Raw genomic sequence first — 25409 nt, forward strand, 5'->3', positions numbered from 1 at the left:
ACCCCCTTGCCGCTGAAACAAGCCTCAACGCATGCCGTGCACCCATTCGGCGATGATCCGCGGCACCTCCGAATTGAAGTGGTCGGCCATGTAGACCGCATCAATCCGGCCCTCCGCCTCCATGCACACATAGTCCTGCATGGACGGCACGGTGTGGTAATGGTGCGTGGTTCCGGGAACGACCATGCTGGTGGCCGTGCCGGGCCGCGTTCGGTTCACGGCGTCTGCAATGGCAGCGGCCCATCCGGTATCGATGGCATGCAGGTCATGCTCCCCAGCCAACAGCAACAAGGGCCGGTCGATGGCGCGATACGCCGCAAGGATGTCGAGCCGGCCGATGCCCTGGAAGAAGTCGGGGTGCTGGAGCCCATGCCAGGTGCGTCCATCATAGTATTCCGCGAGCGCTGTCGCAAGCTCCGGTCGCTGCGCCAATTCCTCAACGGTCTTTCCGTGCACATAGAATTCCGCGAGCAGCGGGAGCCGCGCGCGCACCCGCTCCTCGATGGCCACGGGATCCATGCCCTTGATTGCCTCCTGCTCGCGGATCAGGCGCACCTCGTACTCGAACCAGCTGGTGGCCAGACCACCCCAGGCGATGGCTCCCGCCACCGGCCCTGATGCCGCCACACGCGGCAGGCTGAGCACGCCCATGGAGTGGCCGTAGAGGAAAATGCGCTCGGGATCGATGCCCGGCAGGCCGCGCAGGTGGGCCAAGGCGGCGGAATAGGCCGCAACCTCATGATCGAAGTCCATGTCGAGGCAGGACGTGCGGTTGCGGCTGTCGCCCATGCCCGGCTTCTCCACGCGGAACACGGCGATACCGCGCTGCACCAGGCCTTCCACCCATTGCTTGTAGGGCGAGCGCGGGTCCGCTGCGAAATCCTGTGAATAGCATCCCACGCCCGGCAACCAGAGCACCACCGGGGCCTTCTCCGTGCCATCCGGCAGCTCCAGGATGCTGCGCAAGGCACCGCCATCGAAGGGCGCCTCGCCATAGATGACCTGCCCATGCGCTGAGACCTCCTGGGGCTTGCCCACTACCTTCCCATCCAATGCTTTGCGCGCGCCGTTGCGCATCACCTCCAGCCGCAGGGGCATGCCCGCCGACCAATCACCCACCATGGCCACAAGGTCATTGATCGCTCGCACCGGGGTGCCATTGACCGTCTGCACGGCATCACCTGGCCGAAGCCCGATGGATGCCGCCGTGGTGCCGGGAATCACGCGCACAATGCGAATGCCGGCAGGGTCTGTGGACATTTCCAGCTGTGCCCCGAGCGACCCCTTCCGGACGAGCGGCTGGGAGACTACGAGGGCTGAGGTGGCCCATGCTGCGGCAAGGCCGTGATAACGGAGGCGCATGGGGCGAAATACGGCACGAGGCCCGGCCCATGGGCTACCGCTCATGTGATCCCACCTCCATCCGCCTGCTTGCTATAGCCGTAGGCGTCCTTCACCCAAGTGCTCCGATGCCCGAGTTGACCAACGGTGAGGGCCTGCGCCGAACTTCGTCGCATGGACCGCACCTTGCTCTTCGCGCAGCTCGAGCGCCATGCCGAAGTATTCCGAGCGCTGTTGTCCGGCCTGGCTCCGGAGGAGTTCCGTTGGAAACCCGCGCCGGAGAACTGGTGCGCGCTGGAGGTGGTCTGCCACCTCCATGACGAGGAGCGCGAGGACTTCCGCGCGCGCCTTCGGTCCACGCTGGAGACGCCCGCCCTGCCCTGGCCCGCAATCGACCCGGCTGCATGGGTGGGGCAACGGAACTACATGGATCAGGACTTCGAGGCCAGGCTTCGCGGCTTTCTGGAGGAACGGAGGTGTTCGGTGGAATGGCTTCGCGGGCAGGAAAGGTCTCCTTGGTCCAATGCCTACCTCCATCCCAAAGTGGGCCCGGTGAGTTGCGATCTGCTGCTGACGAACTGGGTGGCGCATGACCTGCACCACATCCGCCAGTTCGTCAACCTCCGGTACGGCTTCCTGAAGGCGCAGGTCGCCGTTCCGCTCGATTACGCAGGAACCTGGTAGCGGCCCGAGCGGGCGCCCCCTGACCGGACAGCCGGAAAGCGAACGCCCCGGAGCAGGTGCTCCGGGGCGCTCGGCGAAAAGCCGGTGGGGCGGAATCAGCGCGCCACCTGCACGCGCTGCACCTTGGTCCACTGCTCAGTGGCCAGCTGCACCACGTATTGGCCGCTCTGGAGGCCTTGCATGTCGATGGAGCTGGCCGAGCCGCTGCGGACGTTGATCGGTGCCTCCAGCACGGTGCGCCCGCTCATGTCGAGCACACGCACACGGGCGGTACCGATCACATCCGGGCCCACATTGATGTAGAGCAGGCCTTCAGTCGGATTGGGGTACACGGCGAAGCCGCCTTGCGCGAGCTCCTCCATGCCCACGGCACCGCAGCCCACTGTCCAGCGCAGGGGAATCGCCACCTGGCCATCGTCGCAAGAGCCGGCGGCATTGGACTGGATCCGGAGCGTGATGGCATTGCTCGGGTTCTGCGAGTTCACCGCGAAGCCGGCCAGGTTACCGGCATTGTTGCCCTGGTAGATCACCGTGGCGCTCTCATCGAACCCGTTGTACACCACGATGCGGTCACCGGCCTGCATCTGCCCTTGGATGAAGGCGATGGTGGTGGGCACGGGGAGCTGTGAGCGGTAGGTGTACCAGCGGTCCTCATCATTCTCGTAGCAGTATTCGTAATTGTCGAATCCGCAGGATACGATCACGCAGCTGTCGCTCGGGAAGGTGAGCGAGTCGCTGAGCCAGGTGCAGCCGGGCTCGCTGAGGTCGGTGATGCCGAAGATGGCCAAGCTGTCGGTTCCGTACGGACCGAATTCGTAGATGCCCGTGCCCGTCACGCTGAGGGTCTCGCCGGTGATGGTGTTGGCGATGGTCATGCCCTCGGCGCTCGGCGGTGTGGTGATGATCACCTCCGTCTTGTAGGTGCGGTGCAGGCAATCGCTCACCAGATTGTAGGCGACGCCCGGCGCCGCGCAGCCGATGCAGGAGACCTGCCACTCCCAGCTGTCGAAGGTCGTGGCAGAGGAGACGCAGGAGACCGAACCGTCCGTGGTGAGCACCATGTAGATGTTGCCCGTGGTGCTGGTGACGTTCACCGCGTAGTAGGGCGAAGCGGCGCTGTTCACTGCGCTGCCGGCGGCCCCCAGGTTGTAGGTGCTGGCGTTGCTGTGCGAGAAGAGGATCGGGCCGCTGGCATCAGGGCCGTCGTAGATCGTGAGGTCGTCCCATGTGTTGCTCTCGATGGTGCCGCGCGTGAACTGGAGGTTCAGCGTGGCGCCCGGAGTGGGGGCCTCCCAGGCCCATGCCCGGTCCTCGAGGTTGTCGTAGCAGTAGGTCTCCACCAACGGGGTGCCTCCGCAGAGGATCGTCGGGCATAGCGGGTTCACCAAGGTGCCCGAATAGATGTTGCAGAGGTTATTGGCGTCGTTCACCAGCGTCAGTTCCACCTGGGTTCCCGAAACGAAGGGCCCGATCTGGTAGGTGCCGGTGGCAGTGATGCTGGTGGAGGCCACACCGGCCGTGTTCGTGATCTCCACCTCCGGGTCGCTGCCCAGGTCTGTCACGTTCACGTCGACGAAGTACTGGAACTGCTCGCAGTCCTGCACGATGCTGAAGGTGGCGGTGGGGGGCACGCAATCCAGGCAATCCACCGTCCACTGCACCGGGACCTGACTGGCGCTGGTGGCGCAATCCGTGAACCCGTTGGCCAGGATCCGCACCGTCATCCGATGCTCGGGGTTCGTGGTGAAGAAGAACAGCCCCGTGACATCGCCGCCGTTGTTCCCCGAATAGATGAGCGGGGCGGTGATGTCGCCGCCGTCATACACCTGCACGAGGTCGCCAGCGAAGACGGCTCCCTGGTCGAAGAAGATGCCCAGCGGGAAGGTGCCGGTTCCCTGGTAGTACCAGCGCACATCGTTGTTGTTGGCGTAGCAATAGCTCACCTCGATGGGCGTGCCGCAGGTGATCAGCTCGGGGCAGGTGCCGGTATCGCTGAAGTCGCCCTTGGGGATATTGCAGAGGCTGTTGCTCTCGTGGGCGATCGTCACGTTCACGATATCATCGAAGGCGAAGGGGCCGATGGTGGTGATGCCGATCCCGGCTCCGGTCTGGGTCTGCACCGGCCCGCCGTTCACCGTGTACTCGATGGTGGCGGTGGCGGCATCACCCGTGCTGGTGATGTCCACATCCAGGCTGAACTGGTTGTTGGCGCAGTCATCCACGATGGTCACCGTACCGGCGGGGATGGTGCAGTCAAGGCAAACCACCTCCCACTCCCAGGAATCGTAGGTCTCCGTCGGGAAGGGATCACCGCACTGCACGGAGCCGTCGGAGCTCATCTCCATGTAAAGGGTGCCCGTAGCGGAATACACCTGCACCGCGTAGTAGGTGGTGAGCGCATTGTTCACCGCGCTGCCCACAGGCCCCAGGTTGTAGGAGGTGGCGTTCGTGTGCTCGAAGACCAGCGTACCCGTTGCGTCGGTGCCATCGTAGATCCGCAGGTCATCGAAGGTGTTGCTCTCGATGGTGCCGCGGTTGAAGGTGAGACGGAGGGTGCCGCTGCCCACCGACTGGTAGGACCAGCTGCGGAAATCGTTGGCCACGTAGCAATACGTCTCCTCCAGGGGCTGGGCGCCGCATACGATGAGGTTGGGGCAGTCGCCGCCATCGGTCACCGTGCCCAGTTCGATATTGCAGGCGGGGTCGGATTCGTGCTGGACGAAGACTGATACCACATCATTGATGGTGAAGGGCCCGAGCTCGGTGATTCCGGTGCCCACACCCGTCAGGAACACAGGCAGGCCGCCGTTCACCGCATAGGCGATGGTGACGGTGGAGCCATCACCAGTGCTCTGCACGTCCACCGGCACGGTGAACTGGTTGTTCAGGCAGTCGTCCACATTCACCATGGACGCTTGCGGGAGCTGGCAGTTGAGGCATTGCACCTGCCAATCCCAGGAGGTCTGACTGCCATCGGCACAGGAGCCGAAATCGCTGGACGTAAGGCGCATGTGAATCGACCCGGTGGTGGAGGCCACGAATACGCTGGAGAGGTCGGTGTTGCCCTGCCCGGTATGCTCGAACAGGATGGGGCCGCTGTCGTCGGTACCATCGTAGATAACGAGCTGGTCGTTGAAGCTGGCCTCGATGTCGCCGCTGATGAAGTCGAGCACCAGCGACCCGGTGCCGCCCAGCGAGCTGTAGTTCCACACCTTGGTCTCACCGTTGCCGTAGCAATACGAGAAGGCCTGTGCGGGCTGCCCGCAGAAGATGAAGACCGGGCAGGCGCCTGATTCCCGGATGAGTCCGAGGTCCTGGCTGCAGGCTGAATTCGTCTCGTGCTCGAGCAGCACGAGCACCTCCTCACCGAAGAAGAACGGACCAATCTGGGTGACACCGAGGCCCACCCCTGACACCGAGTTCACGGTACCGAAGACATCGTAGGTGATGGTGGCGGAGGTGCCATCGCCCAGGGATAGCACGTCCACGTCCACGTAGAAGAGCTGCTGGTCGCAATCCTCCACGAGCGTGGCAGTGCCGAGCACCGGCGCGCAATCGCCGAAGAACTGGACAGAGGTCTCCACGCAGTCGCTCATGGTGCTGCACGCATCGTCCACGTTCCAATGCGGGAACAGGTCACCGGCATCGGCGGCCAGCACATCCACCACGGCGAAGCCCTGTGCCACCACGGGGCCATCGAAGGTGCCTTGGCGCACGGTGATATAGCCCTGGCTGCTGAGCCGGAAGCGATAGGTGGCTCCGGTCTGGATGCCCGTCACCTGCGAGTACTCCTCCTCGAAGCTGCAGGTGGAGATGGTCGTAATGGCCCCCCCGGCATCCGGGGTGACCGCAGCGGTGGGATACTGGAAATCGTTCTGGCAATCACCCTGCGCCAGCGCCGGAAGCCCCGGTAGCAGGAATGCCGCGGCCATCAGGGCCCGATTCAATCGTCCAAGTCGTGACATGGTCTCGGTGTTTGGTCAGTGAGAGGTTCGCGGACGAAGGTAGTTTTCTATCGCGGCTGAGCATCCCTTTCCCCAATGCGGCTTGCGGAGCCAAGGCACTGCTTGTTGGCTGGGCGCCATGCCAACCGGCCGGCAGGGCAGCCGGCCAGCATTAGGGTCTGGCGAACAGCTGCTTAACCTCCTCGTAGGCCGGCTTCGGACGGCCCGCGAAGTCGATGATGCTCCAGCTAGGGCCTGGCCAGCAATCGTTCAACTGCCAGAGGAGCGTACCCATGCAATTCGGCCGGGCGGCCATGTGCGCCTCGATGGCCATGCGGTAGGCCTTGGCCTGTGCCCGCTGGCTCGCTTCGATGAAACTGCCCAGGTTGGTGGGCCGATCCTCTCCCAAGTCGAGTTCGATGGCCTCCCAGATGGGCCGGTCGGTTTTATAGCTGCGTTGAAGGCGCTTCACCTCCGGTGATCCGAGGTGAAGGCTTTCGGGGTGGTTGTACCTGGCCAGCAGCGCGCTGTCCGGGTAGCTCTGGAACCCCCACTCGCTCACGAAACGGCCTACGTTGTTCTTGAAGGAGGAGAAGGTGCTGTCGCCGTGCCACACGCCCCAGTAGTGGAGGTCGCCGTGCCTCAGGCCGATGGAGCTGCCCCAGTTGCTCAATGGCGAGGTCGGCACATAACGCCCAGCACCGAGGCTCTCGGCGATGCCTGCCAAGCCCTGCTGCCAGAGCTTCTCGTTGCTCAGGATCACACGCGCCGAGTCGGGGCCACGCAGGCCGTAGCGATCCTGCCAGCCCCAATGGTGCCAGGCCACGCGCAGCTCGTTGTTCCCGCAGAGCAGAGCCACGCTGGGGTGGTGCTGGATCCGATGCGCCTGCTCCCAGGCCTCATCCAGGAGGTTTCGATGGAAACCGCCTTCTGCCGGCACCAGGTTCGCCAGCATGAAATCCTGCCATACCACGATTCCCGCGGTATCGCATGCTGAATAGAAGGCATCGGGCGGATAGATGCCGCCGGCCCAGATGCGCACCATATTCATGCCGGCACGCTGCATGTGCCGTACCTGGGCGATCCATGCGCTGTCCGTGATGGCCGATGGCACCAGATGCGGCGGTATGAGATTGCAGCCCTTGGCGAAATAGGGCCGGCCATTCACTGCGAAAGTGAAGGAGGTGCCGAGGGAATCCGAGCCTTGCACCAAGGCATGGCTGACACGGGCGAAGGGCGCCTGGTAGCGCGATAGCTCCTTGCCGCCGTCCATCAATCGGATCACCATCGCTTTCACGGGGCGCGGGCCCATTCCCGAGGGGAACCACTCGGGAAGGTCCGTGACCGGAACCGTAGCCGCCAGCTTCCAAGCCCTATCGGCCCTGGCGGTCGCAACACGCCTCCCATCGACGAGGACCTCGCACCTCAGCCGCCGCAGCGATCGGGGCCGGGCATCCATCCAAGGCACGAACCGCACGTGGTCACCGTTCCAGCGCACCGTTGCACCGGCGATCCGAGCACCGCTCCACGCCCTCAGCTCCACCCCCTTCCAGATCCCGGACGTAACCAGCCGCGGGCAGAAGTCCCAGCCGAACTGGTAGGCCGCTTTACGGATATAGGGGCTTACGCCGCTCGGGTCGCTATCGTGCGGCAGCTGTATGCCGTACGCCTCGCGCAGCTTCGCCCCTTGCTTGATCGGACTGCGGAAGACGACCTTCAGCTCATTCCAGCCCTTGCGCAGCGCTTTACGGATGTCCCACTCCCACGTGCGGAACATGTTGTCGGCAGTGCCGATGAGCGAATCGTTCAAATGGACTTCGGCGAAGGTGTCGAGGCCCTTGAAGACGAGGTCGAGGTGCTCATGCTGCAACAGCGTGTCGGCCACGAAGAGCATTCGCCGGTAGATCCAGTCCTCCCCCTCCACCCATTGCACGCTATCGATGTTGCTGCCTTGCATGAAATCGGGGATGAGCCCATGCCGCAGCAGATCGGCCTGCACCACGCCCGGCACTTCGGCGCTGCGCCATTGCTCCGTGCCCGCTCGGCAGAAGCTCCAGCCCTCGTTCAACGGGTAGTACCGTTCCTGCGCGCGGGCAGCGGCGAACCAAGCCCCCATGCAACCCACCGCCAACAGCCAGTGTCTCATCGCAGACCGGCCTTCACCAGTGCATTCAGCACGCCCTCGATCTTGGCTTCGTCCGGTTCCGTGGAAAAGTCCATGCCGGCGTTGGACGAGCTCATGGATGCCCCCTCTGCCCTATCCGCACGCGGTTTCTGCGCTGCGAAATGAACCTCGGTCACTCCGGTGCGCTCCACCAGTTCCACCACATTGCCGGCGTGGACCCCCCCGGCTGCGGCGATCACGGCCCGGCCCTCAGCGCGTACCACCATCCGCCTGATCATGCGTGCACCGTCCATGGCAAGCGTCTCGCCGCCACTGGTGAGCACACGGTGCACGCCATGCGCGACGCATTCGTCGAGGACCGCCAGCATGTCATGCGCATGGTCGATCGCCCGGTGAAAGCTGACCTCCTTGCCGCTGCCAAGCAGCCCCCCGAACGCAGACCACGGCACATGGCCTTCTTGGTTGAATCCACCGGCCACCAAGCCAGTCACGCCCTGAAATCCCGAAAGAAGGAGAGCATCGCTGGCGACCAGGTCGATCTCCTCTTGGGAGTAGCGGAAACCGCCGGGACCTGGACGGCAGAGCACGCGGAGGCGCCTTGGCCTCAGCACACCAACGCGCTCCACGAATCCGCTGCTTGGCGTTACGCCCCCGCAGGCGAGCCACGCGCAAGCCTCAATGCTGTCCACACCAGCAGCGATGGCGGCCCTCGCTTCCGCCAAGGACGCCACGCACACCTCCACGGATACGCGCATGCCCCAAACATAGCCGGCGTAACCCCATGGCACGGGCCGCGTACCAACGGTTCTCCTAACCATGCCCATCCGCCGCATCCTCATCGCCCTCCTACTCCTGGTTCATGCGGCACCGGGACTCCAGGCCTCCCAGACCGGCGACAGCCTGCGGTACCTGATCGATTCCGACGCCACCGCACAGGAGCGGGTGCATGCCCTGTGCCGGTTGGTGGACCGCTCTATGAGCGGGGATCCTACAGCGGCACTCGCCCATGCAGCGCACGCCGTGAGGCTGGCGGAGGGAACGAAGGACCCGGGGTTGCAGCACATGGCCCTGGTCGCGCTCCGCAATGTGCAGCAGAGCCTGGGAATGGTCACCGAAGAGTTCAGCACCACGCTTCAGGCCCTGGAGAGGTCGCGAGCCATCGGTGACCCCGTGCGCATCAGCACCGACCTGCAGGCGCTGGCCACGGCGTACCAGGCGAATCACCGTACGGAAAAATCCGTTGAGCAGGCGCGTATGGCGCTGGCCATGCTGCTGCCGACCAAGGATGAGGCCGCCATCGCGCAAGCGGAGGTATTCCTGCTCCGTGCCCTGCTTCAGCATGGTGCCTATGATGAGACCATCCGCACCGGCGAACGCGTGCTGGTGCGCACCGCCGCGCTGGCGCCGATGGAACATGCCAGGGCCCGCTCGATCATCGCCCGGGCACTGATTGAGCAGGGCCGGTATGGCGATGCTCTTCCCTACTTGGCCGTGGCCGGCCGGTCGTTCGATGCCGAAGGCACACCAGAGGATCGCTTCGGTCATGCACTGGGTCAAGCGATGGCCTCAGCCGGCACCCGCCAGTTCAAGGCAGCAGCGCAGCACCTGGCCGCTGCCGAAGCGCTCCTGCCCGCGGTCAGGGATGCGCACGCACCGGCTGACCTCATGCGGGCGCAGCACAAGCTGGCCGTTGCTGAAAAGGACTGGGTCAAGGCCCACGGGGTCCTGGAGCGGCTGCAGGGCTTCCAGGAGCAGGAGGCGAAGAGGGTCAGAGACCTTTCTTTAGCCGGCATGCAGGTGATGTACGACCTGAAGTCCCGCGACGACGATAACCACCAGCTGCGCGACCGGAATGCGAGGACGGAAGCCCTCTTGGATGACCAGCGGGCCTCGAACCGCTACCTGAGCGCCTCGGCCGCATTGTTGCTGGTCCTCCTTCTGGTCGTGATCCTGATGGCCAGGCAGGCCTATCGGTCAGCCCGGAGGATCCGCCTCAAGGGCGCCGTCATCCAGAAGCAGAAGGACGAGATCCATGCGAAGAACATGGACCTCCAGCGGCAGAACATGCGGCTCGCTGACGCGCTCATGCGCGAGGAGCGGCAGGACATTGTGCTCAGTGAGATCCATCACCGTGTGAAGAACAACCTCCAGGTGATCGATGCCCTGCTGCACATCCAATGCGGAACGGCCCATGACGAGCGAGTGGAGCGCATGCTCCGCGATGCGCAGGGACGGCTCCGTGCCATGGCGCTCGTGCATACCACCATCTACCGATTGGGCGACGAGGCGGCCATCCCCGTCCGGGAGCACATCGAGGAGCTGTCCCGGAACATTCTCGTGGCCTTCGGCCGGCACGACCGGGTATCGGTCGCCATCGACGCCGAACGCCTCACCATGCATGCGCAGGACCTCATGCCCCTGAGCCTGGTGGTGAACGAGCTGCTCACCAACTCGATCAAGCACGCGTTCAACGGGCGCGAGCACGGATCGGTCCATATCGTCATCCGGTCCGATGACGGCTGGTTCGAGCTCCGGTACTGCGATGACGGCCCGGCGGCCAAGGAGAGCCATGACCTGCTCCGCGAAGGGTCGTTCGGCCTGCAGCTCCTCCGCACGCTGGCGCTCCAGCTCAACGGGGAGCTCAGTGCACAGCCAGGCCCGCGACTCACGTTCTGTCTCCGTTTCAAGCCCGACCACGGCGCCCTGAGACAGGCGTCCTGAGCGCCCCTGCCCGATCCGGCTATCTTCGCCGCCCAGCACCGGCGGGCTACCCGTCATCGCCCCCACTCCGCATGGATTTCCATTCGCTCGGCATCAGCGACGACCTCCTTCAGGGCCTCGATGCCATGAACATCAAGGTTCCGACACCCATCCAGCAGCAGGCCATCCCCGCAGTGCTCGACCACCGCGACTTGATCGCCTGCGCCCAGACAGGGACCGGGAAGACCGCCGCTTTCCTCCTCCCCCTCATCGATGTCATCACCGGGTACAGACCCAAGGTGGAAGGCAGCATCCGCGCGTTGGTGGTGGTGCCCACCAGGGAACTGGCCTTGCAGATCGACCAGCAGCTGCAGGCCATCGCCTACTACACGCCCATCACGTCCATACCGCTCTATGGCGGAAGCGATGGCTCCACCTTCGACCAGCAGAAACAGGCCCTGACAGGAGGCGCTGAGGTGGTGGTCGCCACACCGGGGAAGCTACTCAGCCACCTCAACCTGGGCTATGTGCCAGTGAAGGGGCTGGAGTTCCTCGTGCTCGATGAGGCCGACCGGATGATGGACATGGGCTTCATCGACGACATCAACCGCATCATCAAGTTCCTGCCGGCCGACCGGCAGACCCTGATGTTCAGCGCCACCATGCCCCCGGCCATCCGGGAGCTCTCGAAGCGAATCCTGCACGATCCTGTGGAGATCACCATCGCCTTGAGCAAGCCTGCCGAAGGCGTGGACCAGCAGGCCTACGTGGTGTTCGACATGAAGAAAGCCGGGGTGCTGGAGCATATCCTGAACACCAACCCCGCCACGAGCATCGTGATCTTCGCCGGGCGGAAGGTGGAGGTGAAGAACCTTAACCGCCACCTGCAGAAGCGCGGCTTCAATGCCCGGGCGATGCACAGCGACCTGGACCAGTCGGAGCGTGAGGAGGTGATGCTTGACTTCCGCAACCGCAAGCTTCGGATCCTCGTGGCCACCGATGTGGTGAGCCGGGGCATCGACATCGACGACATCGACCTGGTGATCAACTACGATGTGCCGCGCGACCCCGAGGATTATGTGCACCGCGTGGGACGCACCGCCCGGGCCGCGCGCAAGGGAACGGCCATCACCTTCGTCAACGAGAAGGAGATGCGCGAGTTCGGCCGCATCGAAGCCCTCATCGGCTATGAGGTGCGCAAGATGCCCCTGCCGGAAGGGCTCGGACCCGGCCCGGCATACGACCCCCTTGGCGGGAAGCGCGAAAAAGGGAACGGCCACCGCCGGGGCGGTGGCCGCTCATCAAAGGGGCATGGGCGGCGCTAGCGCTGCCGGAACTTCGACTGATTGGCATTGAGCACGGCCACGGCATCCCAGGCCTTGGCCGCCTTGCCTACCCGCTCGATCCGCACGGTCTCCATCACATCGTCCTTCTGGATGGCATTGACCACCTCCTGACCGCTTGTGACGTAACCGAACACGGCATGACGGCCATCGAGCCAGGGCGTATCCTTGTGCGTGATGAAGAACTGGCTGCCATTCGTGGCAGGCCCCGCATTGGCCATGCTCAGCGTACCGGCGCGGTTGTGCTTCAGGTCGGGATGGATCTCATCCGCGAACGCATAGCCGGGTCCGCCGCTGCCGGTGCCCGTGGGGTCGCCGCCTTGGATCATGAAGTCGGCGATCACCCGGTGGAACTTGAGCCCGTCGAAATAGGGCGTGCCCTCGGGCTTCGCGGTATTCTTCATCTTGCCTTCGGCCAGTGCCACGAAGTTGGCCACGGTCATCGGCGCCTTCTCGTGCTCAAGCTTGATGACGATGGTGCCCTTGGTGGTCTTGATGCTGGCATATAGCCCGTCGGTCTTCGTCTCCACGGTTTTCTTGGGTGTTTGGTCGGCCGCACCGGTTCCCTCACCGGCGGAGCCGCAAGCCACCAAGGAGAGGGCCAGCATGGCGGAGGAGCAAAGTGTGATCGGCATGTTCATGATTGGTTTGATGGTGGGCAAATGTAGATGGGAGCAGTCGCCGCCTCATCGCAGCAGCACTTCCTCGATGGCCTCCAGCTTGTCGTCTGAGAACTCCCCTTCCGTACGGTGCAGGATCCGCCCCTCTTTGTCGACCACGAAGAAGTAGGGCCGGCCCCTGTCCTTCAGGCCCAAGGCCCTTTGGAACTCGTCCGTATCCGACTTCACGAACACCACGCGGTCGGCCACCTCGGGGGCCGCGCTCTTCCGGAAGCGCTTAAGGCTTGGCTCATAGGCCGCTTTGTTGGCGCCAGTGAACAACGGCACGAAATAGACCTCTGCGGAATATGCACCGGCAAACAGGCCATGTTTCGCCACGAACCGCAAATAGGCCGGCTCGTACCATCCCTCCAATGCCGGCTGAGCCCGCTGGCCGGCAGCCACGGCGATAAGGACGAAATCCGCGGCCGAATGGCCAGGAAGCTCCACTGTGCGGCCGTCCGCGAGCTCGCCCTTGATGGCGGGGAATCGCTCCTGTGCGCTGGTGATCAGCGGAAGCAGGGCCATGAATGCCAGGCCGGGGAAACGGTTCATACGCCCCGTGGATGCAATAGTGATGCCATCAGCGGATGCCAAGGTCGGGATGCTTGCCCTTGTGCGGCCTGAACCAGTCCTTCATCCGCGCGATATCGGCCTCGGGGTCCTGCGTCAGCGGGAACGGCGCCGTGATGATGCAAAGCCTGTTGGGGTAGTCGAACGTAGCCAGCAGGATGGGCACCCCGGCCCTCGTGGCGATCCGGTGGAAGCCGGTCTTCCAATTCGGCTGATAGGAACGGGTGCCCTCCGGCGTGATGGCGATCTTCTTGATTTCGCCGCGCTGGAACATGGCCACCACGGCGTCTACCATGTTGTTGTGCTTGCTGCGGTCAACAGGGTAGCCGCCCAAAGCCTTGAAGAACCATCCCGTAAGGGGTCCGAAGAGGGAATCCTTCGCCAGGTACTTCACATCCTGCAAGCGGGCGATGCTGCGCACGGCGAGGCCGACGAGGAAGTCCCAGTTGCTGGTATGCGGGGCCACCACGATGATGTACCGATCCACTCCGGGCGGCCGCTCATCCTGGATTCGCCAACCCAGCACCCGTTGGAAGACGAGTTCGTAGAGGAAGCGCATGATGGCAAAGATGGGCGCTGGCATCGGATGCCGGATTTGGCCGCTTGCATGCGCAGCAGCATCTTTGGAACGCTGGTCATGCTGCGCATCCCCATCCCGAGTTCCCCGCGAGCAACCCCTCCGGCCCCACCGGCGTATGAGGGCGCCATGCTAGGGCTACGGTTCGCGGTGCTGGATGTGGAGACCACCGAGGGAAATCCCTCCGAGGGACGCGTCATGGAGGTCGCGATCGTGGCCATGGATGGCGCTCAGGAGCGCCTGCGATGGTCAAGTCTCATCCAGCCGCGTCAGCGAGTCCCTTGGTTCACCCGTAAGCTCACCGGCATCGATGACCGGTTGCTGCGCGGTGCACCGGCCTTCCATGAAGTGGTGCGCTCCATCGAAACCCTCACACAGGACCGCATCGTGGTGGCCCATAACGTGCGCTTCGACATGACGGCCCTTGCGCATGAGTTCGCGCGCACCGGCTTGGTCTTCGAGCGCTCCACCCTTTGCACCGAAAGGCTGGGGCGCCGCTTGGTGCCGCATCTGGAGCACTATAACCTAGGCAGCCTGTGCCGGTATTTCGGCATCCACTTCCCCAAGGCACACAGGGCCATGGCCGATGCGGAGGCTACCGCTCAGCTTCTGGGGCGGTACATCGATGCCTACGGGCACCAAGCGGTCACGGATGCTGTAGTTCCGCTGCATCGAGCGGTGCGGGCCTGAACCCAAGGGACCCAAGGCTCCCCTGTGACCTCCGGGTCGCTGGATTCCGAACTGGCAGGCCTGTATAGGATGTCAGCGATCTGGTCCTAGGTGCTGCTCCAAAGCCCGTTCCCGCGCCATAGCCTTGTGGTGAGCGAAGCTCCCGCCTCGGCGGGAGGCGTTCTGGTCGGCGGACCGCCCGGGCACAGCCTTGGCGGTTCCGCTGTTCTTGGGGGCCTGCGATGGGGTGCCATCGGCTGCCCCCCCCCGTGCCGCTGAGGGCTGGAGGGGCGAACTTCGCAGCGCCGATGACCCTGCACCCACAGAGCGGACCCGCACCGGTGCGCTATTTCACGCACGGCGTAACGCTGGCCTACCGGACCTATGGCCAAGGCCCGCTGCAAGCTGTCGCCTTCCATGGCTTCGGACGGACCGGAGAGGACTATCGCATCCTGCAAGGTCCGCTGGGCGATCGCCTGACCATACACGCCTTCGACCTTCATTTCCACGGGCAAAGCCCCGGGTACCCCCACCGGGCGGACGAGCCCTTCGCACCGGAGGAGCTGGCATCATTCTTCCGGGCCTTCCTCGACTCCATGCAAGCGCCGAAGGCAGCCCTAATCGGGTACAGCCTTGGCGGTCGCATTGCGCTCTGCCTGCTGGAGCAACTGCCGGAGCGGTTCTGCATCGCGTTCCTTGCAGCGCCCGACGGCCTGAAGACCCGGCCTTGGTACCGAGGCCTGGCGGCCTCCGCGCCGGGCCGATGGGCCTACAAGCGGTTCGTTGCCCACCCGGGCCGCATCCACCTCCTCATCGACGTTCTCCGCGCCATGCGACTGATGAATGAGCGCATGCACCGGTTCCTCAAGGGGCAAACTGACAGCCGCGCCAAACGGCAGCTGGTGCACGATGTATGGCTGAGCTATCGCCGCATCGAGCCCGATCTCGGGGCCGTGGCCAAGGGCGCTGCTGGACTGCGCCTTCCCATCCATCTCTTCTTCGGGAAGCACGACCGGATCATCAAGCCCGCACTCGGCCCCCGCCTAAGCGGGCATGCCCCCGAGGTTATCCGCCAGCATGAGCTCCCCTTCGGGCATGTGCTCCTCACCACCGAGTTGGGTGATGCCATGCGTGAATTGCTGGGCGACTAGGCTCCTGATGCAACCGAATGGAGAAGGCCGCCCATAAGGCGGCCTTCCATGATTCAGGATGCGGGTTGCTTACTTCGCCCCTACGCGCTCGTCGCTCACCGTGAGCTTCTTGCGGCCTTGGCGGCGACGGCTGGCCAGCACGGCGCGACCGCTAGCGGTGCTCATGCGCTCGCGGAAGCCGTGCTTGTTGATCCGCTTGCGTTTGCTGGGCTGATACGTGCGCTTCATGACCGTCGAGTTTCGTTAAGGGTCGGCAAATGTAGGCCTTTTCCCTGCTCCGCCAAATCCGCTCAGCGGGGCGCGAACCGCAGCCTGTCCGAACCGAAGGCCTGAACCGCCCCATCCTCCATTTCGACGATGAGCCTCCCTAAGTGATCCACGTCCAACGGCCTTGCGCTGATCATGGCCCCATCGAGCTGCATCCGGGTCCAGCGGCCACGGGTCCATAGCCGGTCAGTATAGGATGCCAATCCAGCCTCACGGTCCTCATCCCACCTTCCCCACCAATGCCCGAAGCGGCCCAGGAGATGCCTCAGCACCACCCACCGATCTAGAGCCCCTCTCGCCTCCAAGGCCAGGCTTGTGGCCACCAACTCCTCCGCAAAGGAGGTGCTGTTCACGTTGAGGCCGATACCAATGATGCTCAGGGACACCTTGTCTCCGGCCAACTCGTTCTCGATCAGTATGCCGGCCGCCTTGCGCCCCTCCACCAGCACATCGTTCGGCCATTTGATACTCGGCTCGGCACCGGCCAGGTCCCTTACCGTATCGTGCACGGCCAGTGCAGCCACCTTCGCCAAGCCGAACTGCGCATCGGCTCTGAGGCCCACCGGTTGGGTTATTATGCTGAGCGCGAGGTCCACCCCTGCCACCGAGCGCCATACACGACCCTGCTGCCCGCGCCCTGCCGTCTGCGCATGAGCCAGAATGACAGCCCCGTGGCCCGCCTTGCCGGCCGCCACGAGTTCGGCAGCCGTTTTGTTGGTGCTGTGCAGTTCTGGGAATTCGAGCAACGGGGTGCCGAACGACATGGTAGCACTTGCTGTTTAGAGCCTTGCGTCACCCGTTGTTCGAGCGTGCATGCCCTACCTTTGAACGCACCAAGGTAATCCGGATGAAAAAGCAGGCCGGCGGGAGCTCCGCCAAGCTGGTGGATGCCGTGATCGGCGGGATTCAGGAGGTCAAGGGGCGTGAGATCGTGCATCTCGACCTGCGGGGTATCCCCAATGCGGTCTGCGACCACTTCATCGTCTGCCATGGCGATTCGGACACTCAAGTGGAGGCCATCACCCGGTCTGTGCTTGAGACCGTCCGCAACCGCACCGGAGAGAAACCTTGGCACACCGAAGGGGAGCGCAACGCCGAGTGGGTGCTGCTGGATTTCGTGGACGTGGTGGTGCACATCTTCCACCGGGACAAGCGGGGATTCTATGCCCTGGAGGACCTTTGGGGCGATGCTGCGCGGAAGCGATATGACAATGTGGCCTGAGCGCCAATAGCAACGAAGACGTGGAGAACAAGACTGAACGCAGCGACCGACAGCCGAACGAACGACCCAAACGGTCGTTCAATTTCTACTGGATCTACGGGATCATCATCCTCGTCATCCTCTCCATCCAGCTCTTCCAGTACGGGGGGCGTATGGAGAAGATCACGCCCACCGAGTACAAGGCGATGGCGGCCAACGGCGACGTGGAGCGGATCGTGATCGTGAACGACCAGATCGTCAAGGTCTACATCAAGAAGGAGCGGCTGACGCAGGAGCCGCACAAGAGCAAACTGAAGGGCGGTGCGCTGAGCGGCGACAATGCCACGGGCCCGCAATACGCCTTCAACCAAGGCAACAGCGATGTGGAGCGCAACGACCTGGTCCTAGAGGCCCGCAAGCATGGCATTCCCTACGAGTATGAGACCCAGGACAACTGGGGGCGCGAGGTGGTTTATTGGGTGGTGTTCTTCGGCGTGATGATCCTGATCTGGGTCTTCGTGATGCGAAGGATCGGCGGAGGTGGCGGCCCCGGGGGCCAGATCTTCAACATCGGCAAGAGCCGCGCACAGGTGTTCGAGGGCGGCAAGAGCACCAATGTCACCTTCAACGACGTGGCCGGCCTGGCGGAAGCCAAGGAGGAACTGCAGGAAATCGTGGACTTCCTGAAGAACCCCAAGAAATACACGGACCTGGGCGCCAAGATTCCGAAAGGAGCGCTGCTGGTGGGGCCTCCGGGCACCGGCAAGACCCTCCTCGCCAAGGCCATTGCCGGCGAGGCGAACGTGCCCTTCTTCAGCCTCAGCGGCTCCGACTTCGTGGAGATGTTCGTAGGCGTGGGGGCAAGCCGTGTGCGCGACCTGTTCAAGCAGGCCAAGGAGAAGGCCCCCAGCATCATCTTCATCGACGAAATCGACGCCATCGGCCGGGCTCGCGGCCGCAGCGTGAGCATGGGCGCCAACGACGAGCGCGAGAATACCCTGAACCAGCTCCTCACCGAGATGGACGGTTTCGGGACCAATAGCGGGGTGATCCTGATCGGTGCCACCAACCGGGCCGACGTGCTCGACCGCGCGCTGCTTCGCCCGGGCCGTTTCGACCGGCAGATCTTCGTGGACATGCCCGACCTGAACGAGCGCGAGGAGATCCTGAAGGTGCACCTGAAGCCCTTGAAGCTCGACCTGACCGTGGACGTAGGCTTCCTGGCGAAACAGACCCCTGGGTTCAGCGGCGCGGACCTGGCCAACATCTGCAACGAGGCCGCCCTTATCGCGGCACGCAAGAAGAAGAAGAGCGTCGACAAGCAGGATTTCCTCGATGCTGTGGACCGTGTGATCGGCGGCTTGGAGAAGAAGAACAAGATCATCACCACCGAGGAGAAGCGCGCCATCGCCTTCCATGAAGCCGGCCACGCCACAGTGAGCTGGCTGGTGGAGCATGCCGCTCCGTTGATCAAGGTTACCATCGTGCCCCGTGGGCGCTCCCTGGGTGCCGCTTGGTACCTGCCGGACGAGCGCCATCTCACCACCGCCGAGCAGATGCTGGACGAGATGTGCATGGCCCTCGGAGGCCGGGCAGCCGAGGATGTCGTTTACGGCAAGGTGAGCACCGGCGCCCTCAGCGACCTGGAGAAGGTGACCAAGCAAGCCTATGCCATGGTCACGATGTACGGCCTGAACGACCGCGTCGGCAACATCAGCTTCTATGACAGCACCGGTCAGAGCGAGTACACCTTCGGCAAGCCCTACAGCGAGAAGACCGCCCAGGCGATCGATGAGGAAGTGAGCAAGATCGTGGAAGGGCAGTATCAGCGGGCCAAGCGGATCCTTGCGGAGAACAAGGACAAGCTCACCGCGCTGGCCACGCAATTGCTGGAGAAGGAGGTGATCTTCAAGGAGGACCTTGAGAAGATCTTCGGCGAGCGCCGCTTCGGCAGTGCCGTGGAGGGGGTGGCCGGCCATACCAACGGCAGCAGCAAGCAGGAGGCGGCCGTGCCGGGTGGCGCCCAGGAGTCAGCCTGAGGCTGAACCGGCCGGTGACTCCCATGGGGCAGGACGGCTCAGCGCCGCTGAAGTCAGCGCGGTCCTAACTTGGCCACCGGCCGGCCCACCATGAGAGAGCTTTCCGTTCGCGCCGCCAGCGGTGCCGTCTTCGCTGCAACGCTGCTGCTCTGTGCGTGGTGGGGCAGCATCAGCACAACGGCGCTCTTCGGCGTGGTGACCGTGTTCGCCGCAGGGGAGTGGCACCGGCTCCTCATTGCCCCATCCGGCCGCACCCTGTTGCGAACGGTCCTCGTCGTGCTGGGTGCCTACGCCGCTGGGGTTGCGACCGCCTTCGGCTACGACGTGGCAGCCAGTGCAGCCGCACTGGTTGGCCTGCTGCTCCTCGCTTGTTTGGCGGCGCTCCGCAGCGGGCAGCCCGATTCCGGCCGGCAGTTCCTGATCCAGGTCGGTGGGGCCGCGCTCGTCGGTCTCCCCCTGAGCTTCGCCACGCTTCTGGTCGTTCACGACCCGCTGCTGCTGATCGGCTTCCTGCTCCTGCTCTGGACCAATGACAGCGGGGCCTACCTGGTGGGAAAGGCGATCGGCCGCCACAAGCTCCTGCCTGCGGTCAGCCCCGGCAAGACCTGGGAGGGCTTGTTCGGCGGTGTTGCACTGGCTTTTGGAGCGGCTTATGGCCTGGCCATCGCTTGGCCGCAGGTGCTGCCTGCAACCGAATGGCTCATGATGGCCTTGGTCATCTCGCTCTCCGCCACCCTGGGTGACCTTTTCGAAAGCGCCATCAAGCGGGCTGCCGGGGTGAAGGATAGCGGCCGGCTAATGCCCGGCCATGGCGGTGCTTTGGACCGCTTCGATGGCTTCCTGTTCGCTGCGCCTGCCGCATACTACCTGCTGGAGGCCTTGGGACCCTGAATTGGGGTTACCGGCCACGGCTATCTTCGCCGCCGCCCTACCCATTGCCGCATGCGCCTGCATCGCGAAGGCACCCCCACCCTCCTGCTGACGGTTTCGGCTGTGGCCTTCGGCCTGTTCGGTATCTGGAACTGGCCGATCCTGCCGCCGGCATTCGCCATTGCGCTGAGCGGTCTGCTCCTGGCGCTGCTGGCGATCATCGTGTGGTTCTTCCGTGTGCCGTCACGCCTCGTTCCCGCCAACGATGCACATGTCCTGTCGCCGGCCGACGGGAAGGTAGTGGCCATCGAGGAGGTGCATGAGCCTGAGTACTTCAATGACAAACGTCTGCAGGTGAGCATCTTCATGTCGCCGCTCAACGTGCATGTGAACTACTACCCCATCGGGGGTACAACGAGCTATTACAAGTACCATCCGGGCAAGTACCTGGTGGCCTGGCATCCGAAGAGCAGCACGGAGAATGAGCGGAGCACGGTTGTGGTGCGGCACGCCCGGCATGGCGAGGTGCTCTTCCGGCAGATAGCGGGGGCCCTGGCCCGACGGATCTGCACCTACAGCCGGCCTGGGCAGCCGGCCCGCCAAGGTGCCGAGTTCGGGTTCATCAAGTTCGGGTCACGCGTGGATGTGCTGCTGCCCTGCGATGCACGGGTCTCGGTGAAGCTCGGTGACAAGGTGCAGGGTTCCGTTTCGGTGATCGCTCAATTCGCATGCTGAATGATCCGCACGGTCAAGACCCTCCTTCTAATCCTCATCGCGCTGCTAGCGGTGGTGCTGGCCTACAGGATGCTCTCCAAGCCTGCCGCCGACGGCTCGGGCATGCAGGAACCGAGCGGTGAGGCCGCTTACAGCGGCCCCAGCCCGTTCGAGGGGCTCGGTCTGCGGTACGACGGACATTACCGGTGCGATCGGGGCGACCTGCGCTACTTGATGCGCTTCTGGCCGGAAGGGCGCGTGGTGCTTGTCAATGGAACCAAGCAGATTGAATCGACCCTTCCCGCCTTCCTCACCCGCGACACCAAGGGCAATCCTGCGATGGGCCTCTATAATGTCATGGCCCGGGTGGAGGGCGACAGCCTGTACTTCATCACACGCCCGGAGAAGGGCGAGATCAGCTATCGGGGCCGTGTGGAGAGCGCTTCCCGCGTCCATTTCCACCGGTACAGCCACATCACGGGCAAGCATTTCGATATGGACTACCTCTTCGTGCCCGATACCCTTGCCGCCCTCCTACCCCAGGATGGGCAGCAGGTCCGATAGGTGAGCCACCCGGTATGTCGCTCCGGGGTCCGGCTCGGCCTCCGCGTGGAAATGCGCATGGTCCCAGCCCGCGCTGCGTGCGCCGGCCATGTCCGCATCGGCGCTGTCCCCGATCATAAGGCAGTTGTCGGCTGCCGCTCCTGAGCGGCGCAACGCCTCCTGGAAGATGCGCGGATGGGGCTTCGGGGCCCCGGCCCGCTCACTGGTGAGCACCACATCGAAATGCGCCGCGATGCCGCTGGAGCCGAGCTTTACGCGCTGCACCTCCTCGAAGCCGTTGGTGATGATATGGAGCCTGTACCGGCCTTCAAGCCCGGCCAGGAGTTCACGCGCCCCGGGCATCAGTGCGGACTTCAATGGGCAATGGGCCAAGTAGTCGGCGGACAAAGCGGCCGCGAGCCGGCCATCGGCGACCCCGAAATGCTGCAGCACCCGGCGGAAGCGGAGCACACGCAGGACCTCCTTCGGCATGCGGCCCTTGCTGAGCTCGGCCCACAGCAACGCATTGATCCGCTCATAGGCGGCGATGAAGGCCTCCGTGTCCTGGATGCCCCGGTCGGCCAATCGATGATGGCTGTGCAGCTCGGCGAGCGTCGTGCGCGAATTGGTCGTGAAGTCCCACAGCGTGTGATCCAGATCGAAGAAGAGGTGCGCGTAGCGTTTCACCGGAGGAAACCCCATGCCGTGCTGAGGACCACGGACCACGCCACCACCGCAGAGAGCAGGTAGGGCAGCGTGCGCCGATCGTGACCGTAGTACTTCGCAGCCACCAGTGAGGTGATCGGGATGGAGAGTATGGGCGGCATCACCGCCAGGCCGATCAGCCCGTAGGTGCGCTTCACCCGCACGATGAAGCGATTGGTGCGCGTGAACACCTTCCGCGGCGGCAGTCCCTGCGCGATGCGCGCTGCACGGCGATGCAGGGAGCGGCGCTGAAGCCAGCGCAGCAGGCGCAAGCCCAGGAGGTAGAAGACCACCGTGCCGATCGCTCCGCCCAGCGCGAGCAGCAGGACCGTTTGCGCGAACGTGTGCTGGAACCCGTAGGAGACCGCTGCCGCGAACAGGAATTTCACGATGCTGGTGCCCAGCACGGTGATGGCGCCCAAGGCATCCATGGCTTACACCTTTCGGCCGTAGGCCAGGTCGCCGGCATCGCCAAGCCCGGGCACGATGTAGGCTTGAGCCGTCATCTCATCATCGATGGCCCCGACCCAGAACCGCGTGCCGGCCGGCAGGTGGAGCCTGGCGTGCTCCAGTCCTTCGCTGCTGGCGATGGCCGTCACCACATGAAGCGCCTTGGGTGCGCCGTGCCGCAGCAGCGCCCGATACACCAGCACCATGCTCTGGCCAGTGGCGAGCATCGGATCGCAGAGCACGAGCACCCGGTCGGCTATGGACGGGCTGCTCAGATACTCCACCTCGATGTCGAATCCGTCCTCTCCCTTGCGGTGCTTGCGGTAGGCGCTGATGAAGGCGCTGTCGGCCCGGTCGAAGTAATTGAGGACGCCTTGATGGAGGGGAAGGCCGGCGCGGAGGATGGTGGCCAGGACGGGCTGCTCCCGCAGCAGGTGGGCACGCGCCACGCCCAAGGGGGTGATCACCTCCTGCTCTTCGTATTCCAGCGTGCGGCTCATCTCCAGTGCCAATGCCTCCCCCACCCGTTCCAAGTTGCGCCTGAAGCGCATCGGGTCCTTCTGCACCCCCACATCGCGCAGTTCCGCGAGGAAGTGCCCCACGATGCTCCGCTGCTTCGCCAATTCCAACACCATGCTGCTATCGCTTGATTAATCGTAGGGGGGCCGGTAGACGGTTCCGCACCAGGCGTAAATATACCCTGGGCTGCGCACCGAAGCCCGCATTGAAGCGCGCCACGCTGGGCGTTTCGGATCCCGCGAAATCCATGAGCAGGGGTTGCCCGGCATGCTGCGCGATCCAGGCATCCACGATCCGGAACATGGCCCTTGCGCGCTGGCCGGCCACGGTATTGGCAGCCTTCAGCAGGATGGTACGCCCGCCCCAGGTGGCGAAGCAGGCCGCAGCGATGCGTGCCGAGCCATCGCTGAGCGCCACCACCTCGCATTGACCGCGGGCCACGCCCTCGGCCAGCGCCTCGCCGAAGGCCTCAAGGCCGCGCACGGCACCGGGGCCGAAACGAGCACCGGTGGTGCTACGGAAGAGCGCGACGAACTCCGATACGGGCATCGTATCGGTCAGGAGGCCGTGATCCGCTGCACGGAGGTTCCTCCGGTGATTCGGAGAGTAGGCGGCACGCAATGCAGCGATCGGCTGCCCTAGGCTGAGCACCTGGTTGGTGCGCTGATGCTGCGTGAAACCCTTGAATGGACCGGCTCCCATGGCCTCGTTCAGCTGGATGTCGGCGTAGCGGAATCGCGACGGCATGCGCTCCAGAAATGCGGCTTCAAGGCCCTCATCGGGCCGCGAGGCGAACACGCCAAGCTGCTGGACACCGAGCGGTTGGAAGAGGTAGTCGATACCCCACTTGCGGCGCCGGGTAAGCGGCATCATGGCCCCCTGCTCCTCATCAAGGAGTGCCTCCCAGCCCGGGCTGACGCGATCGAGCACCCAGCTCTGGGCGTACCAGAGACGGTTGGCGCAGGCCCCCAAGGCCTCATCCCATCGCTGTTTATCGATGGCAGCGTGCGGCAGGTGGCGAATCATGGCCGGGCGGCATGTATGATCCGCCGCACCGCCTCACGCCATGCTGCTGAGGGCCCGGTCGGCGCGAGGAAGCTCTCGTGCCAGAGGCCCGTGAACGTGCCCCTGACGCGCTTCACCGATTGGATCAAGGGCAGTACGGCCTCGACCGCCTTTTCCGGGGCGAGGTGCAGTTTGTCGCGCAGCGTGTTGTCCATCACCGTGAACGGATGGACCATCAGGGCCGTGGGCTCATTCCGCTCCAGATCGAACCAAGGGTATGGGGTGCAAGTCCCAGCACGGAACCCCGGCAGGTCATGGTAGCCCATGCTATGCTCCTCGGCCACGCCCATGCCCACCAGCTCGCGGAACGTACGGGGCGTGCGGAACCGGAGGAAATGCTGACGGCTGAGCGTGACCGGCCTGCCTATCACGTGAGCCAGCCGCGAGCGCTCCTGCGCGGTCAGACCCGGTTGCGCACTGGTTCTGTAGGATGGGTGGATGCCGATCTCGAAGCGCCGGGCCAACCCGCGCAGGTACTCCGCGTATCCGCCATGGAGCACCGGGACGGCATGGTCCCAAGGACCGCGGTCGGCAGCCAGTACGAAGAACAGGACGCGGTCGGCGCCATCGCCGAGCCATGCCAGCGTGTCGTCACCGAGCTGGTAGGGATCGTGCGCTCTGCCCAAGAGCACGCGCAGCCGCTCCGCCAGTGCGAAGCCATCTCCGCGCAAAGCATCGCGGGACCACGAACCAAGCGTACGCCACCATGAGCGGCCCCGGTACTTGAAGCCATTGTCCAGATCCACGGTCACCACTTGGCGATACCGTCGTTCGGGACTTGGCGCCACCGGATGTCGTACTCGCCATCGCTCAAGCAGCATGTGGGCCCATTCATCCACCACCGGGCGCTGCGCGTAGCCCCTGCGGACCGCGTGCAAGGCCCTGGTCAAGGGCCGGCCATGCGCATCCGCGGGAAGGTCTCCCCATTCCTCATGGCGGGAGAGGGCGAAGAAGGCCGCCGCGAATGGATCGAAGTGCAGGTCGCCTTTGTCCGTTGGGAACAGCAAGGGCCCATCGGCGCTCTCCCTCACCACAGGATCGATGGCCGCCGTTCCGGTCTCCTGGAGCCAGCCATGCGGCACCACCCACAATGCCCCCTGCACAGGGGACTCCGAATACGCCAGTCCAGGGCCCTCTGCGGACCTCAACCCATGCAAGTCGGCCATGAACCGGACCTCGAGGCCCAGTACGCGGCCCACGAGATGATCAATGGCATACCGGACCCGTGGGCCAGGTTTCTCGATCCAGGCATTGATGTGCGTCACCGGTG

General features: G+C 64.4%; 23 protein-coding genes and 1 pseudogene. 10 read left to right on the plus strand and 14 right to left on the minus strand.

The genetic code is table 11. The features are described 5' to 3' along the window. Positions 1-24 precede the first annotated feature (24 nt). Positions 25-1362, minus strand: coding sequence for an alpha/beta fold hydrolase (locus tag QY325_04845; protein ID WKZ67253.1), 1338 nt, complete (start codon positions 1360-1362; stop codon positions 25-27). A 153-nt stretch (positions 1363-1515) separates the two neighbouring features. On the opposite strand from QY325_04845, the gene QY325_04850 reads away from it, so the two are divergent. After that, entirely contained in the window at positions 1516-2025 is a 510-nt protein-coding gene (locus QY325_04850) for a DinB family protein (protein WKZ67254.1), read from the plus strand. Between the two features lie 95 nt (positions 2026-2120). Here QY325_04850 and QY325_04855 read toward each other — a convergent pair whose 3' ends face one another. The 3 genes from QY325_04855 to QY325_04865 all read right to left on the minus strand — a co-directional run bounded on the left by QY325_04855 (position 2121) and on the right by QY325_04865 (position 8849). After that, complete coding sequence (locus tag QY325_04855; GenBank protein WKZ67255.1) at positions 2121-5957, minus strand: T9SS type A sorting domain-containing protein; 3837 nt, start codon at positions 5955-5957, stop codon at positions 2121-2123. 184 nt (positions 5958-6141) lie between these two features. After that, positions 6142-8115 carry a hypothetical protein gene (locus QY325_04860; protein ID WKZ67256.1) on the minus strand — a complete coding sequence of 658 codons (1974 nt, stop codon included), beginning with the start codon at positions 8113-8115 and terminating at the stop codon, positions 6142-6144. After that, positions 8112-8849, minus strand: a complete 738-nt coding sequence (locus tag QY325_04865) for a copper homeostasis protein CutC (GenBank protein ID WKZ67257.1) — start codon at positions 8847-8849, stop codon at positions 8112-8114. The genes QY325_04860 and QY325_04865 overlap by 4 nt, the downstream gene beginning before the upstream one ends. Positions 8850-8910: 61 nt before the next feature. Here QY325_04865 and QY325_04870 point away from each other — a divergent pair, with 61 nt between their 5' ends. Both QY325_04870 and QY325_04875 read left to right on the plus strand, forming a co-directional pair. Beyond that, the gene (locus QY325_04870) at positions 8911-10815 is read left to right on the plus strand and encodes a sensor histidine kinase (protein ID WKZ67258.1); all 1905 of its coding nucleotides are present in this window, start codon (positions 8911-8913) and stop codon (positions 10813-10815) included. A gap of 71 nt (positions 10816-10886) precedes the next feature. Further along, positions 10887-12119 carry a DEAD/DEAH box helicase gene (locus QY325_04875; GenBank protein WKZ67259.1) on the plus strand — a complete coding sequence of 411 codons (1233 nt, stop codon included), beginning with the start codon at positions 10887-10889 and terminating at the stop codon, positions 12117-12119. A gap of 11 nt (positions 12120-12130) precedes the next feature. Here the strand turns inward: QY325_04875 and QY325_04880 are convergent. The 3 genes and pseudogenes from QY325_04880 to QY325_04890 all read right to left on the minus strand — a co-directional run bounded on the left by QY325_04880 (position 12131) and on the right by QY325_04890 (position 13928). Then, positions 12131-12667 (minus strand): annotated as a pseudogene (locus tag QY325_04880) (peptidylprolyl isomerase). A 156-nt stretch (positions 12668-12823) separates the two neighbouring features. After that, complete coding sequence (locus tag QY325_04885) at positions 12824-13351, minus strand: hypothetical protein (GenBank protein ID WKZ67260.1); 528 nt, start codon at positions 13349-13351, stop codon at positions 12824-12826. Between the two features lie 28 nt (positions 13352-13379). Next, positions 13380-13928 (minus strand): 1-acyl-sn-glycerol-3-phosphate acyltransferase, encoded by a 549-nt coding sequence (locus QY325_04890; GenBank protein ID WKZ67261.1) that lies wholly within the window; start codon positions 13926-13928, stop codon positions 13380-13382. Positions 13929-14075: 147 nt separating this feature from the next. On the opposite strand from QY325_04890, the gene QY325_04895 reads away from it, so the two are divergent. Then, the gene (locus QY325_04895; protein WKZ67262.1) at positions 14076-14636 is read left to right on the plus strand and encodes a 3'-5' exonuclease; all 561 of its coding nucleotides are present in this window, start codon (positions 14076-14078) and stop codon (positions 14634-14636) included. Positions 14637-14923: 287 nt separating this feature from the next. Next, the gene (locus QY325_04900; protein WKZ67263.1) at positions 14924-15766 is read left to right on the plus strand and encodes an alpha/beta fold hydrolase; all 843 of its coding nucleotides are present in this window, start codon (positions 14924-14926) and stop codon (positions 15764-15766) included. A gap of 69 nt (positions 15767-15835) precedes the next feature. Here the strand turns inward: QY325_04900 and rpmH are convergent, their stop codons facing one another. After that, a complete protein-coding gene (gene rpmH / locus QY325_04905) occupies positions 15836-15994 on the minus strand; it encodes a 50S ribosomal protein L34 (GenBank protein ID WKZ67264.1) in 159 nt (52 codons plus the stop codon). Between the two features lie 62 nt (positions 15995-16056). Beyond that, a complete protein-coding gene (locus QY325_04910) occupies positions 16057-16797 on the minus strand; it encodes a biotin--[acetyl-CoA-carboxylase] ligase (GenBank protein ID WKZ67265.1) in 741 nt (246 codons plus the stop codon). Between the two features lie 83 nt (positions 16798-16880). On the opposite strand from QY325_04910, the gene rsfS reads away from it, so the two are divergent. From rsfS to QY325_04935, 5 genes are all read left to right on the plus strand, one after another. Continuing rightward, a complete protein-coding gene (rsfS, locus tag QY325_04915; GenBank protein ID WKZ67266.1) occupies positions 16881-17255 on the plus strand; it encodes a ribosome silencing factor in 375 nt (124 codons plus the stop codon). 20 nt (positions 17256-17275) lie between these two features. Beyond that, the gene (gene ftsH, locus QY325_04920) at positions 17276-19273 is read left to right on the plus strand and encodes an ATP-dependent zinc metalloprotease FtsH (protein WKZ67267.1); all 1998 of its coding nucleotides are present in this window, start codon (positions 17276-17278) and stop codon (positions 19271-19273) included. A gap of 90 nt (positions 19274-19363) precedes the next feature. Beyond that, positions 19364-20164: a phosphatidate cytidylyltransferase gene (locus tag QY325_04925; protein WKZ67268.1), complete on the plus strand. Its 801-nt coding sequence runs from the start codon at positions 19364-19366 to the stop codon at positions 20162-20164. 51 nt (positions 20165-20215) lie between these two features. After that, a complete protein-coding gene (locus QY325_04930) occupies positions 20216-20878 on the plus strand; it encodes a phosphatidylserine decarboxylase family protein (protein WKZ67269.1) in 663 nt (220 codons plus the stop codon). After that, complete coding sequence (locus QY325_04935; GenBank protein WKZ67270.1) at positions 20879-21421, plus strand: hypothetical protein; 543 nt, start codon at positions 20879-20881, stop codon at positions 21419-21421. Here the strand turns inward: QY325_04935 and QY325_04940 are convergent. Genes QY325_04940 through QY325_04960 form a run of 5 tightly spaced genes read right to left on the minus strand, consistent with a single transcriptional unit; the run spans position 21392 to position 25287 of the window. Beyond that, positions 21392-22087 carry a YjjG family noncanonical pyrimidine nucleotidase gene (locus QY325_04940; protein ID WKZ67271.1) on the minus strand — a complete coding sequence of 232 codons (696 nt, stop codon included), beginning with the start codon at positions 22085-22087 and terminating at the stop codon, positions 21392-21394. The two genes, QY325_04935 and QY325_04940, sit on opposite strands and share 30 nt — an antisense overlap. Next, complete coding sequence (locus QY325_04945; GenBank protein ID WKZ67272.1) at positions 22084-22536, minus strand: hypothetical protein; 453 nt, start codon at positions 22534-22536, stop codon at positions 22084-22086. The genes QY325_04940 and QY325_04945 overlap by 4 nt, the downstream gene beginning before the upstream one ends. 3 nt (positions 22537-22539) lie before the next feature. After that, positions 22540-23190, minus strand: a complete 651-nt coding sequence (gene upp / locus QY325_04950; GenBank protein WKZ67273.1) for a uracil phosphoribosyltransferase — start codon at positions 23188-23190, stop codon at positions 22540-22542. A 4-nt stretch (positions 23191-23194) separates the two neighbouring features. Then, a complete protein-coding gene (locus tag QY325_04955; protein WKZ67274.1) occupies positions 23195-24100 on the minus strand; it encodes a hypothetical protein in 906 nt (301 codons plus the stop codon). After that, entirely contained in the window at positions 24097-25287 is a 1191-nt protein-coding gene (locus tag QY325_04960) for a polysaccharide deacetylase family protein (protein ID WKZ67275.1), read from the minus strand. Before QY325_04960 ends, QY325_04955 begins: the two co-directional genes overlap by 4 nt. Positions 25288-25409: the final 122 nt, after the last annotated feature.

This window comes from Flavobacteriales bacterium, assembly GCA_030584065.1.
Taxonomy (GTDB): domain Bacteria; phylum Bacteroidota; class Bacteroidia; order Flavobacteriales_F; family PHOS-HE28; genus PHOS-HE28.

Bases quoted from the DNA above. Each gene is read 5' to 3' on its own strand.
- rpmH (WKZ67264.1), bottom strand. From the start codon at position 15,994: ATGAAGCGCACGTATCAGCCCAGCAAACGCAAGCGGATCAACAAGCAC.
- QY325_04885 (WKZ67260.1), bottom strand. From the start codon at position 13,351: ATGAACCGTTTCCCCGGCCTGGCATTCATGGCCCTGCTTCCGCTGATC.
- QY325_04865 (WKZ67257.1), bottom strand. From the start codon at position 8,849: ATGCGCGTATCCGTGGAGGTGTGCGTGGCGTCCTTGGCGGAAGCGAGG.
- rsfS (WKZ67266.1), top strand. From the start codon at position 16,881: ATGAAAAAGCAGGCCGGCGGGAGCTCCGCCAAGCTGGTGGATGCCGTG.
- QY325_04845 (WKZ67253.1), bottom strand. From the start codon at position 1,362: ATGCGCCTCCGTTATCACGGCCTTGCCGCAGCATGGGCCACCTCAGCC.
- QY325_04955 (WKZ67274.1), bottom strand. From the start codon at position 24,100: ATGATTCGCCACCTGCCGCACGCTGCCATCGATAAACAGCGATGGGAT.
- QY325_04890 (WKZ67261.1), bottom strand. From the start codon at position 13,928: ATGCGCTTCCTCTACGAACTCGTCTTCCAACGGGTGCTGGGTTGGCGA.
- QY325_04895 (WKZ67262.1), top strand. From the start codon at position 14,076: ATGCTAGGGCTACGGTTCGCGGTGCTGGATGTGGAGACCACCGAGGGA.
- QY325_04910 (WKZ67265.1), bottom strand. From the start codon at position 16,797: ATGTCGTTCGGCACCCCGTTGCTCGAATTCCCAGAACTGCACAGCACC.
- QY325_04930 (WKZ67269.1), top strand. From the start codon at position 20,216: ATGCGCCTGCATCGCGAAGGCACCCCCACCCTCCTGCTGACGGTTTCG.
- QY325_04855 (WKZ67255.1), bottom strand. From the start codon at position 5,957: ATGGCCGCGGCATTCCTGCTACCGGGGCTTCCGGCGCTGGCGCAGGGT.
- QY325_04900 (WKZ67263.1), top strand. From the start codon at position 14,924: ATGACCCTGCACCCACAGAGCGGACCCGCACCGGTGCGCTATTTCACG.
- QY325_04925 (WKZ67268.1), top strand. From the start codon at position 19,364: ATGAGAGAGCTTTCCGTTCGCGCCGCCAGCGGTGCCGTCTTCGCTGCA.
- QY325_04875 (WKZ67259.1), top strand. From the start codon at position 10,887: ATGGATTTCCATTCGCTCGGCATCAGCGACGACCTCCTTCAGGGCCTC.
- QY325_04870 (WKZ67258.1), top strand. From the start codon at position 8,911: ATGCCCATCCGCCGCATCCTCATCGCCCTCCTACTCCTGGTTCATGCG.
- QY325_04850 (WKZ67254.1), top strand. From the start codon at position 1,516: ATGGACCGCACCTTGCTCTTCGCGCAGCTCGAGCGCCATGCCGAAGTA.
- QY325_04945 (WKZ67272.1), bottom strand. From the start codon at position 22,536: ATGGATGCCTTGGGCGCCATCACCGTGCTGGGCACCAGCATCGTGAAA.
- upp (WKZ67273.1), bottom strand. From the start codon at position 23,190: ATGGTGTTGGAATTGGCGAAGCAGCGGAGCATCGTGGGGCACTTCCTC.
- QY325_04860 (WKZ67256.1), bottom strand. From the start codon at position 8,115: ATGAGACACTGGCTGTTGGCGGTGGGTTGCATGGGGGCTTGGTTCGCC.
- QY325_04935 (WKZ67270.1), top strand. From the start codon at position 20,879: ATGATCCGCACGGTCAAGACCCTCCTTCTAATCCTCATCGCGCTGCTA.